The following is a 16,247-nucleotide window of genomic DNA, read 5'->3' as shown; positions in this document are numbered from 1 at the left end:
CCATTAATCATCGTCAGATTTGTCCAACAGGTGTTCCTGATTCGTCCACAATATGAATAACATCATTTTCAGCAAACCAGATTTCAGGGTTTGCCAGCAGCCAACGCTTACCATCAAAGGGGACAATACCGTTTTTATCCTCACGCATAATCACAGGCTCTGACAGTGATAACGACACCACGACAACAGCAGTTTCTTCATTCACTTTGACAGTCATAGTTGGGCATTCCTGTCCCTGATTGCGATCCCTCAATTCATCATTTTGCTCTGTCAGCCAGGCGTTGATTAACAGTGAGATATATCGGGGATCATATTCCCTGTGTGGAAAACTCGCCCACTTAATCACTGCTTTATACTTTTGGATAAACATCTGGTATTGTCCCAACCCTAAATCCCGTTGAGCCTGAATAAAGCGGATTTCTCCCGTTTCACTGGTAAATTCCGTTTTACACGTGAATTCTGGTAGGTTTTCCCGTAAAAATGTTGTTAATTGCTGTAATTTATTCATTTCATGCATACCGCTTTCAGTTTCAATCCTTTCATTCTTTACGGGTAAAAAACTACGGGTAAAAAGCCGCTTTAGCTCATAAGCGGGTAGCAATCCTTCGCCGATGCGTTCCCACACATAACCCCTTCCGTTTGAATCAAATGTATTATTGCGGATCTATTAAAATGCTGCGAAGGGTTTAGTTCTGATAAATTCGGATATGAATCAATAGCCGATTCAAATCGAAATTATCTGCAAATTAAGGTGCTTCTTTATTAATGACCTAATTCTCCATCGCGTAATTGTCCGACAAAGCAGCTACTGATGATTAAACAGCCAAATAAAATAGCAATGAGATGTAAGTATGAAGAAATTGAGGCTATTTGACTGAAGTGATAGGGGTGACTGAATTCACCCCATAGATATGGTTTGATAAAACATGACGTTATATCAAGCAGCAGAGCTGACTTTCAACAAATCTAATGCCGCTTGGCGTTGTTGTGGATTAAGGTTGTTGATCACGGTCTGCAACAACTTATCGCCAGTTTTAGCGCTGGGGCTTAAGGTATGCGAAAAAGTCAGATTCATGACGAATCGATAACCACATTCAATGTCAGAACACAGACAGTAAAGATCGGCAATTTCAGGGTGCTTTCGATTGGTTTTACTGATAGCAGCCTTGGCACCACATTCAGGGCAAATAATCTTTAATACGCGCATCTTATTTATTTCCAAACAATTTATTTTCAGAGATTTTAACTTGTTGCGTATTTTACCCCAAACGGGTGTGGTCTTATTTAATAGGAGTATGTGATATCACTGATACATTAGATGCTCTCCAATTCCAGCCACAACAACGCATCACCGGGACTGACTGAACGCCCCGGCTGGCAACTGATACGCTTTACCCGCCCAGATTGTGGTGCATAAATAACTAGCTCCATCTTCATAGCTTCTACAATGATCAGCGGCTGTCTTTCTGTCACTTCATCACCGGGTTTGACTAATATCTTCCAGATATTTCCATTCATATCCGCATTGACTTGTATTCCACCTTCATTGATATCAGCCCTTTGAAGTTGTTCCTCAATATTCAGAACAGAACTTTCCTCCTCCTGTTGCCAATGTTTTATCTCTGTTTCGAAAGCCACTGCCTGTCGTTGTTTGAAACAGGCAATATCTTCCGCATTTTCTTGCAAAAATCGCAGGTGTTCGGCAAAGTCAAACTGAGTTTCTTCAATACGGATAGCGGTACGTCCTTCTCGAAAATCTTCGCGCAACTGCTCTAGCTCTTGCTCACTGACAGGATAGAAACGTATTTGATCGAAAAAACGCAGCAACCACGGTTTATCTTTAGCAAACTGTTCGTTTTTCAAAAACTTGTTCCAAATAGGCAAAGTTCGTCCCACCAGCTGATAACCGCCTGGGGAATCCATGCCATATACACACATGTACATACCACCAATACCCACGGTTCCTTCTGCGGTAAAGGTTCGTGCCGGATTGTATTTCGAACTTAACAAGCGATGTCTGGGATCGATCGGAACCGCGCACGGTGCCCCCAGGTATACATCTCCCAGACCAAGGATCAGGTAACTGGCATCGAATATAATATGGCGTACGGTTTCTCTATCCGGCAGTCCATTAATACGCTGAATAAAATCAATGTTATTAGGTAACCAAGGCGCACGGGTACGCACAGTATCCTGATAACGACCTACAGCACCAAGCGTTGCGCTGTCTTCAAATGCCATCGGTAAGTGTATAATGCGTGATGGTACTTTCATCGTACTGACATCACCAAGTTGCTTCTCCAAAGACAGCAATAAAGCCACAAGTCTCTGCTGATCAATTTGCCGATTGTCATAACGAATTTGCAGGGAGCGTACACCTGGAGCAATCTCTTTGATCCCCGCCTCTGCTAAATCATGTAGTTTATCCATCAGTAGGTGGATTCGCAGACGTAATGCCAGATCCAGAACATTCTCGCCATATTCAATCAAAATATAGCTGTCACCCGCCTGACGATAAACAACGGCTGGCGTAGAATCAGTGGCAGAAATTGCCGCCAGTACAGCGCCAGACCTTTCCTCTTCAGATACTGATAGCGGTGTGTCTGATACTACTGTTTGATTGGATAACGGGACTGATTTCAGAGTAGTAATGGCACGATTTTGCTTTTCTTCCAGAGTGATAGCTTCCTCAATAGTAATGGAATAGAACCGAATGCGATCCCCCGGTTTTACCTGTCCGACTTTCCACAGTTCAGCTTTGGCTATAGTAACCGGACAAACAAAGCCGCCAAGGCTAGGCCCGTCACGGGTAAGGATCACAGGAAAGTCCCCGGTAAAATTGATAGAACCTATGGCGTACTCACAATCATGAATATTCGAAGGATGTAAACCCGCTTCACCTCCATCAGGACGAGCCCAGACAGGCTTCGGGCCAATCAAGCGCACACCTAAACGATTCGAGTTGTAATGTACCTGCCATTCACTGGATAAAAATTCATCCATGCAGTCCTGTGCAAAAAAATCAGGCGCACCATGCGGCCCATGAAGTACCCCGATATGCCATGTTTCGCCATAGACGGGGATCAACGCGGGGTCAAGTGCTTGTGGGGCGCTTACAGGTGCTGGTGTTGTACAGGCAGGTAATGACGGTTGTGAGATCGGAAGCATATCGGCAATTTTTAAGGTACGGCCAGCATGCCCGCCAAATTGCCCAAGCACAAAGGTGGAGCGGCTTCCAAGGTAGCAAGGCACATTAAAACCATTTCTGACAGCAAGGTAGGTCCGGCAGCCAGATTGTGTTCGACCAAGCGCCAGAACTTGCCCGGTTTTGACATACAGTGGCTGCCAATAAGGCACTGCTTTCCCGTCTAACAGAGCCGGACAGTCTGCTCCGGTCAGTGCAACTAACGCGTCGCAATGAAACCGTAACGTTGGCCCCTCTAACGTAAGCTCCAACCCGGCGGCAGATTCATGATTACCGACAATACGATTAGCCAGTCGGAAAGCAAAGTCATCCATCGGGCCGGATGGTGGTACACCTATATCCCAATACCCCAATCGACCGGGATAATCCTGAATACTGCTCCAGGTTCCTGGTTGCAAAACCTCAATAACATTTGCGTGTGGCACAAAATTATCGAGCATTCGAGTCCAGACCTGCCCTTTTTGGAATGGTTCACTGGCTGTAATCTGACGCAGGTATTCCAGATTGGTGGTAATACCGTGCAATTGGCAACAATCTAATGCCTCTCGCAGTTTGTTCAGTGTCTTATCACGGTTTTCTCCATGAACGATCATTTTGGCAATCATCGGATCATAAAATGCAGAAACTTCACTGCCCGTACTCACACCGCTATCAATGCGTATACCCTCAATATCTACATCATCAGGAAATTTAACTTCCGTCAGTACGCCCGGACTGGGCTGAAAATTCTTCAACGGATTTTCTGCATACAGGCGAACTTCAATCGCAGTACCGACTGGTGCGCGGTTTAGATACTGCCAATTGATTGGCAGATCAGCAGCAACCCGTAACATACATTCCACTAAATCGAGTCCGGTTACACACTCAGTCACAGGATGTTCAACTTGCAGGCGGGTATTGACTTCAAGGAAATAGAACTCATCCTGTTCAACATCGTAAATGTACTCTACCGTACCTGCACTGCGATAATTAACTAACTTGCCCAGTTGTACTGCGGAAGCCAGTAACTTAGTGCGGGTTTGTTCTGACAGGTTAGGAGCTGGTGCTTCCTCCACCACCTTTTGATTGCGACGCTGCAAAGAACAATCACGCTCTCCCAGTGCCACTACGTTGCCTTTGCCGTCACCAAATATCTGTACTTCAATATGACGAGCCTGCCTGATACATCGTTCCAGAAATACGCCAGCATCACTGAAAAACTGTTCCCCAAGATGACGTACACTCTCCCATGCCTGACGCAGTTCATTGGCATCGTCACAGTGGCTAAGGCCAATACCTCCACCACCGGCTGTACTTTTTAACATGACGGGATATCCGATAACCTCAGCCGCACTGAGTGCTTCATCCAGTGAGTTAAGCAGCCCCGTTCCCGGTGTCATCGGTACACCCGCTTCTGCGGCCAATTCACGAGCCCGATGTTTCAGACCAAATTCGGCAATTTGCTGCGATGTCGGGCCAACAAAGACGATACCTGCTTTTTCACACGCTTCTGCAAACAACACACTTTCAGACAGAAATCCATACCCCGGCCAGATGGCTTCTGCACTACTTTGTTGCGCAGCATCAATAATTTTATTGATGCACAAGTAACTCTCACAGGCTTTTTCCCCATTTAGCGGCAATGCAATATCTGCTGCTTTGACATGTTGCGAGTTTTTATCTGCATCTGAATACACCACCACACTAACAATACCAAGGCGTTTCAGAGTGCGGATCGCACGGCAGGCAATTTCACCACGGTTAGCAATCAATACGGTCTTAAACATCTGTCGCCTCCTGACTGATGATCCAATTACGCCAGCCGCCAAATTCAGTGATATCAGTTGCACCATTCAGTGCTGTCGGTTCACAGATAAAACCTTTTACCCATCGGCCATCTGCTAATTCCAGTGAACCGATACCAAGTGGAGGAGGAACTTCAGCAACAAATGCACCAAAATAGGCCAGTGGGATATCCCAAAGCTCAATACTTATCGCAGCACCTTCAGCACTACGCACTAATCCGGGTTTAGCAGGTTGGGTGTTGGCGAGCGCATAAAGCTGATAACAACTGGCTGTCTGAGTGGTTTCAACAAATACGGCCTTACGACTAATTAATTGGTAATTCAATGGCATGCTCCGAAGATGGGCACCAACCACCGCTACACGAATATGCTGCTCCGACTGCGATAATTCTGCTCCATCTCCAACAAATGTTTTTCCTGTTTTTTCAATAGGCAATGCCCCTAGAGGCAATGTAAGGTGCTGTTGCCAACGGAGCCCGAATGATGCAAGTGCACGATCATGCCACGCAGGCGCGAGTAAGGTAATACCTGCTGGCAGCCCATCAGCCCGGAAAGGTGCAGGTAAAGCAAGTGCGGAGAGATCTGCCAGATTGGTAAAATTGGTATAAGTGCCAAATTCTGAGTTATAGCGAATCGGTTCCTGTTTAATTTCTTCAATGGTTCTGATTGTAGGCGTGGTCGGAACGACAAGAGCATCAAACTTAGTCAGCGTCAGTTGGATCTCCCGTGCCAATTTTGCCCGCAGATACTCCGCCTTAAATGCTTCAATAGCACTATAATTCCCACCACTGGCTATAATTTGGTGTACCACAGGGTCCATTTTTTCCGGGAAATTTAGCATTTCACCAACTACAGCCGTGCGTTCAGCAATCCATGCTCCCTGATAGAGTTGTTCAGCCAGTTGTTTGAATGCTGAGAAGTCAATGGAGTGCAGTGTGACGCCGATGGCTTGCAGCTCGTTCAAGGCATCCAGCCATGCGGCTTCGGCAATGGAGTCATTACAAAATGTAGGATTTTCAGGGATGGCAAAGAGGGGATTATCCGGTAATGTTGCAGGGGCAGAAGCCGGGTTAATGCGGGAATAAGCATCATTTTTGTCAAATCCACCTGCAAGACTGGCAATATTGAAAGCATCTTCCACGGTCAAAGCAAAAACAGATAAGGTATCGTTGAGCCGACAAGCAGGTACAACGCCTTTTCCAGAAAGCCAGCCCTTGGTCGGTTTTAAGCCAACAATATTATTGAAACTCGCAGGCACCCGCCCAGAGCCTGCGGTATCTGTTCCAAGTGCAAATGGCACCAATCCTCTGGCGACTACAGATGCAGAGCCAGAGCTGGAACCTCCGCTGACATAACTTGCATTGAAACTGTTTTTTACTGCACCAAAAGGCGAACGGGTTCCGACTAATCCGGTAGCAAATTGATCCAGATTTGTTTTTCCCACGACGATTGCTCCTGCCGCTTTTAATCTGGCAACCGCAGTAGCGTCATCGTCAGCGATATATTTAAAGGCCGGACAAGCAGCAGTGGTCGGCCAATCAGCAACATCAATGTTGTCCTTAACAGCAAACGGAATGCCAAACAAGGGAAATGCGTCAGGATTGCGCTGATAAGCAGGTAGAAGTTGGTCAATCTGAATTTGTAATTGCGCTGGAGTCGCAAGATAGATCCAGGCATTATCATCAGGCAAAAAAGAATCCAGATGCTGTTGCAATAATGCAGAAATGGATGCTGCATTTTGTCGTATCCAGTCTTGCCAATCTCTTAAGGTATAACCTGTTATTGGTGCCATACTGTGAAACTCCAATTGGTATGATTGGAGTTTCACAGCAATACGCATGCCAAATAATATATGTGCTAACATTCAAACGATTAGCTTGAACAAGTGTGTTAGCAAGCAACAATTTGCACAATAATGGTTCATACGTTGAACGATAATGGTGCTTATTTTTAGTTCAGGCTATTAACGATAAAAAATTAGAACATGGCTACTTCAGTTTGCGTTTTTTTGAGCTTTTCTAAGTGTATTCTAAATTAATTCTGTCGATATCATCCAAGACATAGAACCATTTATCATCCCCTTTATTCATAAATCTTTTCATTCATCAGTATTAGTTTTTCTCATTGTATCTATCTGATAGAAAGGGCTATAGTCCGCACAACTCAAAACTCTTGAGCAAATTATCTACTGCTTAAATCACCAAGATATATTCCAGTCCTTGGCATATATCTTTACTGCCATTCGGCAAGATCTTGATGAGAAGCAGCGCATATCTGGCTGATTTTTTATGTGGAGACGACAGTAGTGAAACTGCTGCGCAAAAATAACAGTGCATTTGTACCTGTCGCGGGCTTGACTGTATTTGCGATTGCTTCTGGTTACTTGATGAGCTTAATCCCATTATCAATGGCAGGTTTCAGCATTGATACGGGCTATGCTAGCTGGTTAGCCAGTGCTTATTACGTAGGTTTATTAATAGGCTCAATAATGATTGAACCTGTTATTGCCAAAATAGGACACCGTTTTTCATTTGTAAGTTTTTTATTGCTTTTAGCTGCAACGGTTATGGTATTACCTTTTTTTCCCAATAAAGAGATCTGGCTGCTTGTTCGTTGTATAGCGGGAATTGCCGTTGCCGGTATTTTTGTGGTGGTTGAATCTTGGTTATTGATTGGCGATAGCCCCAAAGAGCGCGCCAGGCGTCTGGGTCTTTATATGACATCACTCTATGGTGGTACAACACTCGGTCAGCTGGGCATCGGTTTTATTGGTACGCAGGGAATAATACCTTTTGCAGCTATTCTGGCTCTGCTATTGATTGCCACTCTGCCCCCGTTATTTGTACGTCATGGACAGCCACCAATACTTAATCACCAACGCTTATCGCTGAAAAAAATCACCCGGTTCAGTAAGCCTGCAATTGTCGGCTGTATGACATCTGGGATTGTGATGGGAACTATCTACGGTCTGATGCCGCTATCATTAAGCCAAAGTAAATTTAATACTGAACAGGTTGGGGTATTAATGGCAGCAATTATTCTGGGTGGAATGATAATTCAGCCGATCATCAGCAAACTGTCTATCATAATGAGTAAAACACTATTATTAGCAATGGCTTCACTACTCGGCGTATTCGCTATAGGTATGACTTATCTTTCTGAAAGTTACCTTATCATGATCGTGGCACTAGCACTTTTAGGGATGTCTTCTTTTGCCCTCTACCCACTTGCCATCACACTTGCTTGTGACAAAATTGATTCATCCTATATTGTCGCAGCAACCCAAGTTATGCTGTTAAGTTATAGCATCGGCTCTGCGATCGGCCCATTAGGAGCAGGAAGTTTTATGTTCCAACACAATGCAATTCAACACAGTGGAACTATGCAAAACAATGGATTAATGAACTTCTTCTTCCTTGTTTTACTGACCACTGCGGTTTATATGCTGCTGGCAGGTCTTTGCCGCAAAAACCGTGTATTAGCAAGTTAAATTAATGTAGAAGTATTTAATGCAGATACAAAAAGCCACCGAAGACGATTTCGCGACACTTATCCAGATTTGGGAAGCCTCTGTACGGGCGACTCATAATTTTCTGCCTCAGGGTATGATCGACGAATTACGTCCATCAATCCAAAACAATTACTTACCCAATCTGGTCGTATATAAGGCGGTGAATGAACAACACGTCACTGTAGGTTTTATCGGTGTTGATCAAAATCGAGTTGAAATGCTATTTGTGTCACCGCAAACACGCGGCAAAGGGATTGGCAAAATGTTGTTAACGTTTGCAATCAGCGAATTACAGATTGATGAACTGGATGTGAACGAACAAAATCAACAAGGTATCGGCTTCTACCAGCATATGGGGTTTAAAACTGTTTCCCGCTCAGAGATTGATGGGCAAGGAAATCCATTCCCGTTGCTACATATGAAACTCGCTTAACACCTATACCCTGTTCTTTAAGTTGTGTCTTTTCTGACACTATTTCCCCCAATTACATAATTCCCCAATTACATAGTTTCTATGTTTCTGGGGATTTCTCCCCTTGTCATTGCTCTGCATCTTGAAATCCCAAGAGTATATATTCTCATAAAAAAGTTTCTTCCAAATAAACTATTACTTGAAATGATATTTAATAGGTATTTCACAGGTAATCGTTTATCAAAATAGATTTGATTATGAATATAACACTATATATCACCAGCAAATAAGGAAAAAATAAAAATATAATGTTGTAGCTAACGAATTAACTTATTCAATATTCATTAAACAAAAAACAAAAAACAAAACAAGGCAATACTGACAAAATAGAAAGATTAAAATTCACATAAAAACCAAAATAGTAAAGTTAAATTAATCTGTTTTTAATACATTTTGATATATCCAATAGAAAAATGGTAAAATAAGGCGCTGTCTATTATTTTGGATTTTACAATCAATGAAATGTCTACAACAATCTAAAACTACAACATATTCAGGCGTGAAGCTGTTTACTGATCTTATCGGAAAGCGTGTCTCTCCCGGAGTATATTGGGACTCATCCAGTTATCGCGCAAAGTTCGCTTTACGTAGCATTTTTACACCTATCTCCACACTTAAACTACTGGACAGAATTGCTAATACTCCAATTTATCTGGACATTTTAAAGAAACAGCCTAGCTTACCTTGTAAATTACATCGCCCATATCTGAGTATTAATTTCAAGCGTAATCAGATTGTCGGTGCACTCAGTGAGCATTATAGAATTTTATTTCAACAGTTAGCACCCACTGTTATTAATAAAATATTTAATACTAATGCTTATTTACTGGCAACTATCCAGGGGAAAAATGAATCATTTAATGTATATATAGATTCTTTAGACAACCTGAATAAAGAAGGTGAACTTGCTCTATATATGACTACAGAAAAAAATGTCACTTTGGCAAAATGTGCATTCACTTTATTAACTGTTAATGGTAAACAAACATTGTTTATCGGTGTCTTACAAGGCCCAGCCAAAAGGGATAATTCTCTGGATGTTATCCGTAATGCAACTAAAGAGTGTTACGGCCTGTTTCCTAAGCGTTTATTAATCGAATCTATTTGTCGTTTTGCTGAACATGCGAATTGCGAACAAATCTTAGCTGTCAGCAATGAAACACATATCTATCGTAGTATCCGCTACTGGCATAAGAAAAAGCACCTGATGGTAGCGGATTATAATGCTTTTTGGGAGTCTCTGAATGGCATCAGGAAAGAAAATAATGATTTCCATCTGCCATCTAATATCGAAAGAAAATCACTGGATGAAATCCCCAGTAAGAAACGCGCAGAATACCGTCGCCGTTATCAACTACTGGATGATTTAGATAGCCATATCAAAGCTTCTCTCACTAATTAGCCATCATTAGGAAGTCGTTCCTGATGTGATGCTTAGCGGGGCTTCGCCATTAGCCAGATAAGATGGTTTTTTATGGCAGGCCACTCGCTACGAAGAATGCTATATACGCAAGTGTCCCGCATTGAACCATCCCTTGTTCGTAAATGGCAACGCAGAATACCATCCAATTTTGCGCCCAAACGCTCAATTGCCCTGCGACTCTGATGATTCAGGAAGTGGGTTCTGAATTCTACAGCAACACAATCCATTGTTTCAAACGCATACTCCAGTAACAGGAATTTTGCTTCCGTATTAACAGGCGTACGCTGGACTGATTTTGCATACCATGTCGAGCCAATCTCCAGCCTGGGAAGATTGGCATCGATATTCATATAGGTCGTCATTCCAATTGCCACATTCCTTTGATTATCAATAACGGTAAAAGGCAACATCTTTCCCTGCGCATGGAGAGCTAAACGACGCTCAATTTCTGCTTGTACCCCATCCGGAGCTGGTACATTGGTATACCACAATTGATGTAATTGCCCATCTTCAATGGCACGCGCGAATTCATCATATCGTTCCTGCGTTAAAGGTATTAAAGTGACATACTTTCCGGTCAGAGTGATCCATTCGGTTATGTTTTGCATCATGTTACTGTCCTTATTTATTTCTTATCTGCGACTACCTTTGTATTACTGATCTCTATAGAAAAACTACTTTCCATTCAATGCAGAATAACTAAGAAAATTATCATTATCTTAAATAACCATTAAATTACAACGAAATATTTTTTGTTGATATAACCTTCGTTTTTCAAGTTACTACTTTGTTGATTGTATCTTGAAATCTGTTGGGTATAGCTGATTTCATGATACCTGTCACAATCAATTAACAAAGTGATTCCAATCGGGCTGGAACCCTCTAAATTTGATACCAATCTCATCCGACCACTTAGCTAACAGCTAAGTCATATTGAAAACAATAATACTGTGTGAGTCGCCAAATTATTCGATGGAGAATGTAATGAGCAATTACCCTCATCTGTTTACCCCGCTGGATTTAGGCTTTACTACCTTAAAAAACCGTGTCTTGATGGGCTCCATGCACACAGGACTTGAAGAACATCCTAATGGAGCCAGACGATTGGCTCAATTCTATGCAGAGCGGGCTGCTGCTGGTGTGGCATTGATTGTCACAGGCGGTATCTCCCCCAATCCGCAGGGCGTTGTTGCAGCAGGAGCAAGCATTCTAAATAGTGAAGATGCTTTGCCCCATCATAGGATCATTACAGATTCAGTGCATCAGGCTGGCGGTAAGATTGCCCTGCAAATCTTGCATACCGGGCGTTATAGCTACCAGAAAAACCTCGTTGCTCCTTCAGCCCTTCAGGCACCAATTAACCCCTTTATGCCTAAAGAAATGTCCGAAGAGGATATCCAACAGACTATCAGGGACTTTGCTCGTTGCGCTCAGCTCGCACAACAGGCCGGTTATGATGGCGTTGAAATCATGGGTTCAGAAGGCTATCTCATCAATCAGTTTCTGGTTGCCCGTACTAATCATCGTCAGGACAAATGGGGAGGCAGTTTTGAAAATCGTATGCGTTTTGCCGTGGAAATTGTCAAAGCAGTACACGCTATTGTCGGAAAACAGTTCATTATTATCTATCGCCTTTCCATGCTGGATTTAGTGGAAGATGGCTCCAGTTGGCAAGAAATCGAACAATTAGCACTGGAGATTGAACAAGCCGGTGCTTCCATCATCAATACTGGTATCGGCTGGCATGAAGCCCGTATTCCAACAATCGCCACAATGGTGCCCAGAGCCGGATTTAGTTGGGTAACCAAAAAGCTGATGGGGAAAGTCAGTATTCCCTTGATCACAACGAATCGCATCAATGATCCCCATGTTACGGAGCAAATCCTAAGTGAGGGCTGCGCAGATATGGTTTCTATGGCTCGCCCTTTCCTGGCAGATGCTGAGTTTATTTTAAAAGCCGAACAGAACCGCGCAGATGAAATCAACACTTGTATTGGCTGCAATCAGGCGTGTCTGGACAGAATATTTGTCGGGAAACTGACTTCATGTCTGGTGAATCCACGCGCCTGCCATGAAACAGAATTTATTGTCGAGCCTGTAAAACAACCAAAAACTATCGCAGTGATTGGTGCCGGACCGGCTGGCTTATCCTTCGCGGTCACTGCCGCCAGTCGTGGGCACCATGTCACGTTATTTGAACGAGAAAATAAAATTGGCGGGCAGTTTAATATTGCTAAACAAATTCCCGGCAAAGAAGAATTCCATGAAACACTGCGCTACTTTGAGCGTCAATTGGCACTGAATGGTGTTGATGTAAGACTGAATCATACCGCAACAACAGACCAGCTTGCTTCGTTTGAAGAAGTGGTCATTGCCACCGGCATCACGCCACGGACACCGAATATTGATGGTATTGATCATGAAAAAGTGCTGACTTATCTGGATGTATTAAAGCATAAACGCGATGTTGGCCCATGTGTCGCCATTATCGGTGCTGGCGGTATTGGCTTTGATACGGCGGAATATCTGAGCCAAAGCGGACAAAGCAGCAGCCTGAGCAGCCACGCATTCAGTCAAGAATGGGGAATCGATCAGACTCTTTCCCATCGTGGTGGATTACAGCCAGAAGGTGCACACATGGAACTCTCACCACGAAAAATCTATCTGTTACAGCGCAAGGACTCCAAAGTTGGGGAAGGTTTGGGTAAAACTACTGGTTGGGTTCACCGGGCTAGCTTGCTGATGCGGGGGGTCACTATGTTAAACAGTGTGCAATACCTGAAAATTGATGATCACGGGCTGCATATCCTGCGCAATGGTGAGCAACAATGCCTTGAGGTGGATAATGTAATTATCTGTGCAGGTCAAGAACCATTGAAAGAACTTTATCAACCTCTGCAAGCAATGGGTAAAAACGTACATTTGATTGGCGGAGCCGATGTCGCCGCCGAATTGGATGCCCGCAGGGCAATTGATCAGGGAACCCGACTGGCAATTAAGATTTAGTAAAAAATAAAAAGCTAATAGAGGAACGGTGATAACAAACGGGCGGTTCATTATCACCGTTTTATTTCTGCGACTCATTAGCGCCGTGCTAACTGTTCCGATGCTTGTCTTGCATCTTCTGCCTGACACACCGCAGCCGTAAAGAGTACATCTGTTGAGGAATTCAGTCCCGTTTCAGCCGAATCCTGCAATACACCAATAATCAAACCTACTGCCACAACCTGCATAGCAATCTCATTGGAGATACCGAACATGCTACATGCCAACGGGATCAACAATAATGATCCACCCGCCACACCTGATGCGCCACATGCTGCAATTGCTGAGACTACACTTAACAGTATTGCCATTGGGATATCAACAGCTATGCCCAGGGTATTTACCGCTGCCAGCGTCAATACGGTAATGGTTACAGCACCACCACCCATATTGATCGTTGCCCCCAAAGGAATTGAGACAGAATAAGTATCCTCATCCAGATTCATACGACGGCACATTGCCATGTTAACCGGAATATTGGCTGCTGAGCTACGGGTAAAGAACGCAGTTACTCCACTTTCACGTAAGCAAGCAAAAACTAAAGGATAAGGGTTACGGCGTATTTTACAATAGACAATCAATGGGTTAATAACCAGTGCAACAACAATCATACAACCCAGTAGTACAACCAACAGTTGTGCATAGCCAAGCAACGCTTCAAATCCTGTTGTGGCAATAGTAGAGGCAACCAGACCGAAAATACCAAGGGGAGCCAGACGAATAACAACACGAACAACCTGAGTCACGGCTTCGGCCAGATCCTGCACCATTGATTTAGTTGATTCCTTTGCATGGCGTAACGCGATACCCAGACCAATCGACCATGCCAGGATACCAACATAATTACCTTTCAATATCGCGTCAATCGGGTTAGCAACGACGTTGAGCAACACTCCTCTTAGCACTTCAACAATATTTTCTGGTGGTGACATCTGAGCATCATTAGTCGCCAGGATTAATGTCGATGGAAATAGTATGCTGCCGATAACAGCTACCACTGCTGAGAAGAAAGTTCCGGCAATATAGAGAATCAAAATCGGTCGGATATTGGTTTTCTGGCCTTTTTTATGGTTCGCAATAGAAGACATAACCAGAACCCACACCAGGACTGGTGCGACAGCTTTTAAAGCACCAATAAAGAGTGTTCCTAATAGACTGACTGATTGCGCGGCAGAAGGCATTGCCCATGCCAATAATACCCCTGCAACTAATCCGATAATAATTTGTGTGACGAGGCTTCCTTGTACAATATATTGCACAAAGCCTTTTTGTTGTTTTTCCATAATCTATCCATTTGATATTTAGGCTTAATAAGCCTGTTGTTTTTGTGTTTGCTTTTCCAGTATAGAAAAGTACAGAGAACTAAAAAGAATAATTAATAAAAATATACAATCAGCTCAACAATTGATAACAAAATAGTCACATTTGTGTGATCAAAACGACAGATTCACTGTTTGATCAGACATTGACGAAATAAAAAGAAAAACAAAAAACTAAATTTTTTATTTTAATTCAAATAGTTAAATTAATAATTAGTTTTTGAGACAATAACTGTGATATGTATTATCTCCAATATTATTGATGGATTAATATCGCGATCAGCCAATAAACGATGGATTTTGTATCTGGAAAAATAGGAAATTCAGGCAGATGGGAGAGTAAATAAGTAAATAGTGCGGTTTTGTGAAAACCTGATAAAACAATTAATCAATTGATATATCTGGATGATTTTATTTCCACCCCCGTATGAATGTTCAATTGATCACCAAAATTTTCTGTTTCACTACTGACGATTTTGTTAGAGTATCGCTGTCACTTATTAATGCCTTTTGAAAGGAGTTTAAAGGCACTTTATTGATAATCTTAATATAATGATTTGTATTTACTTGCTATCCAATAGAAATACACCATAAATACACCATAAAAGTAAGATGTAATCCTTAACCCGCGTTTTAGGAACATTTGATGGAAATTGTAACAAACCTCATTTATGCACTTTGGCACCAAGATTATGAAACACTCGCTAACCCGTCTTTGGTATGGGCGATCTACCTCCTGCTCTTCATAATCCTGTTTCTGGAAAATGGCGTGTTACCCGCAGCATTTTTGCCAGGTGACAGCTTGCTCATACTGGTTGGCGTCCTGATAGCCCAAGATGCAATGTCGTTTCCCACCACGTTAGTCATCCTTACTGCTGGTGCAAGCCTTGGCTGTTGGGTAGGTTACCTTCAGGGAAGGTGGCTTGGTAATACCAAATTAGTCCGGGGCTGGCTGTCACATCTTCCTTCACATTATCATCAACGCGCACATAACCTGTTCCACCGTCATGGGCTATCAGCCCTGCTAATTGGTCGTTTTCTTGCGTTTGTCAGGACATTGCTGCCTACATTGGCAGGTCTTGCAGGATTGAACAACGCACGTTTTCAGGTATTCAACTGGCTAAGTAGTTTCTTATGGGTAACTATCCTGACAACGCTGGGCTATGCTCTCGGTAAAAGCCCTTTATTCCGCCAGTACGAACAATATTTTATGAATTTTCTGGTGTTATTACCCGTAGCTCTGTTACTTATTGGCTTAATTGGCAGCCTGACGTTTATCTGGCGTAAGAAACGCACAAATAACTCTATTCAATAATTCCAAATTCAATAATTCTAACCTTCACATTTCCCTGTAGCATTGCAGCAAGTAACTTGTTACAGGGGTTTTCTCCAGCTATTCTTGATAATCATTTAGGATTAATCTGCCATATTAGATGACAATTTTTCACCATTCAGACTTTAAACTCCGCATAAAAACGTCTATGGTAG

The 16,247-nt window shown here is 43.0% G+C and carries 11 protein-coding genes; 5 read left to right on the top strand and 6 right to left on the bottom strand.

The window, feature by feature from the left end; genetic code table 11:
* Nucleotides 1-13 precede the first annotated feature (13 nt).
* From HGO23_RS02250 to atzF, 4 genes are all read right to left on the bottom strand, one after another.
* Entirely contained in the window at nt 14-625 is a 612-nt protein-coding gene (locus tag HGO23_RS02250; RefSeq protein WP_244589923.1) for a phage tail protein, read from the bottom strand.
* A 312-nt stretch (nt 626-937) separates the two neighbouring features.
* Nucleotides 938-1,207: an Ogr/Delta-like zinc finger protein gene (locus HGO23_RS02245; RefSeq protein WP_099136193.1), complete on the bottom strand. Its 270-nt coding sequence runs from the start codon at nt 1,205-1,207 to the stop codon at nt 938-940.
* Nucleotides 1,208-1,314: 107 nt separating this feature from the next.
* Nucleotides 1,315-4,971 carry an urea carboxylase gene (gene uca, locus HGO23_RS02240; RefSeq protein WP_209027830.1) on the bottom strand — a complete coding sequence of 1,219 codons (3,657 nt, stop codon included), beginning with the start codon at nt 4,969-4,971 and terminating at the stop codon, nt 1,315-1,317.
* Nucleotides 4,964-6,781, bottom strand: coding sequence for an allophanate hydrolase (atzF, locus tag HGO23_RS02235; protein ID WP_209027828.1), 1,818 nt, complete (start codon nt 6,779-6,781; stop codon nt 4,964-4,966). The genes uca and atzF overlap by 8 nt, the downstream gene beginning before the upstream one ends.
* A 513-nt stretch (nt 6,782-7,294) precedes the next feature.
* Between atzF and HGO23_RS02230 the strand changes: the two genes are divergently transcribed.
* The 3 genes from HGO23_RS02230 (at nt 7,295) to HGO23_RS02220 (ending at nt 10,374) form a co-directional block, all read left to right on the top strand.
* On the top strand, nt 7,295-8,479 hold the full coding sequence (locus HGO23_RS02230) for an MFS transporter (RefSeq protein ID WP_244967864.1): 1,185 nt from the start codon (nt 7,295-7,297) through the stop codon (nt 8,477-8,479).
* Between the two features lie 19 nt (nt 8,480-8,498).
* On the top strand, nt 8,499-8,933 hold the full coding sequence (locus HGO23_RS02225; protein WP_099136190.1) for an acetyltransferase: 435 nt from the start codon (nt 8,499-8,501) through the stop codon (nt 8,931-8,933).
* Between the two features lie 496 nt (nt 8,934-9,429).
* Entirely contained in the window at nt 9,430-10,374 is a 945-nt protein-coding gene (locus tag HGO23_RS02220; RefSeq protein ID WP_099136189.1) for a VirK/YbjX family protein, read from the top strand.
* A 32-nt stretch (nt 10,375-10,406) separates the two neighbouring features.
* On the opposite strand, the gene HGO23_RS02215 is transcribed toward HGO23_RS02220, so the two are convergent.
* Complete coding sequence (locus tag HGO23_RS02215; protein ID WP_099136234.1) at nt 10,407-11,003, bottom strand: GNAT family N-acetyltransferase; 597 nt, start codon at nt 11,001-11,003, stop codon at nt 10,407-10,409.
* Nucleotides 11,004-11,379: 376 nt separating this feature from the next.
* Between HGO23_RS02215 and HGO23_RS02210 the strand changes: the two genes are divergently transcribed.
* Nucleotides 11,380-13,401 carry an oxidoreductase gene (locus HGO23_RS02210; protein ID WP_209027826.1) on the top strand — a complete coding sequence of 674 codons (2,022 nt, stop codon included), beginning with the start codon at nt 11,380-11,382 and terminating at the stop codon, nt 13,399-13,401.
* 77 nt (nt 13,402-13,478) lie between these two features.
* On the opposite strand, the gene sstT is transcribed toward HGO23_RS02210, so the two are convergent.
* Nucleotides 13,479-14,723, bottom strand: coding sequence for a serine/threonine transporter SstT (gene sstT, locus HGO23_RS02205; RefSeq protein ID WP_209027824.1), 1,245 nt, complete (start codon nt 14,721-14,723; stop codon nt 13,479-13,481).
* A 682-nt stretch (nt 14,724-15,405) separates the two neighbouring features.
* On the opposite strand from sstT, the gene HGO23_RS02200 reads away from it, so the two are divergent.
* Nucleotides 15,406-16,074: a DedA family protein gene (locus HGO23_RS02200; protein WP_209027822.1), complete on the top strand. Its 669-nt coding sequence runs from the start codon at nt 15,406-15,408 to the stop codon at nt 16,072-16,074.
* The last annotated feature ends 173 nt before the right edge of the window (nt 16,075-16,247 follow it).

Source organism: Xenorhabdus budapestensis (genome assembly GCF_017743015.1).
Lineage (GTDB): Bacteria > Pseudomonadota > Gammaproteobacteria > Enterobacterales > Enterobacteriaceae > Xenorhabdus > Xenorhabdus budapestensis.
The sequence above is the reverse complement of the archived record's forward strand: the minus strand, read 5'-3'. Positions and strand labels throughout refer to the sequence as shown.

Excerpts from the sequence above, each read along its gene's own strand:
- HGO23_RS02245 (WP_099136193.1), bottom strand. The coding sequence starts at position 1,207 with ATGCGCGTATTAAAGATTATTTGCCCTGAATGTGGTGCCAAGGCTGCT.
- uca (WP_209027830.1), bottom strand. The coding sequence starts at position 4,971 with ATGTTTAAGACCGTATTGATTGCTAACCGTGGTGAAATTGCCTGCCGT.
- atzF (WP_209027828.1), bottom strand. The coding sequence starts at position 6,781 with ATGGCACCAATAACAGGTTATACCTTAAGAGATTGGCAAGACTGGATA.
- HGO23_RS02225 (WP_099136190.1), top strand. The coding sequence starts at position 8,499 with ATGCAGATACAAAAAGCCACCGAAGACGATTTCGCGACACTTATCCAG.
- HGO23_RS02220 (WP_099136189.1), top strand. The coding sequence starts at position 9,430 with ATGAAATGTCTACAACAATCTAAAACTACAACATATTCAGGCGTGAAG.
- HGO23_RS02215 (WP_099136234.1), bottom strand. The coding sequence starts at position 11,003 with ATGCAAAACATAACCGAATGGATCACTCTGACCGGAAAGTATGTCACT.
- HGO23_RS02210 (WP_209027826.1), top strand. The coding sequence starts at position 11,380 with ATGAGCAATTACCCTCATCTGTTTACCCCGCTGGATTTAGGCTTTACT.
- sstT (WP_209027824.1), bottom strand. The coding sequence starts at position 14,723 with ATGGAAAAACAACAAAAAGGCTTTGTGCAATATATTGTACAAGGAAGC.
- HGO23_RS02200 (WP_209027822.1), top strand. The coding sequence starts at position 15,406 with ATGGAAATTGTAACAAACCTCATTTATGCACTTTGGCACCAAGATTAT.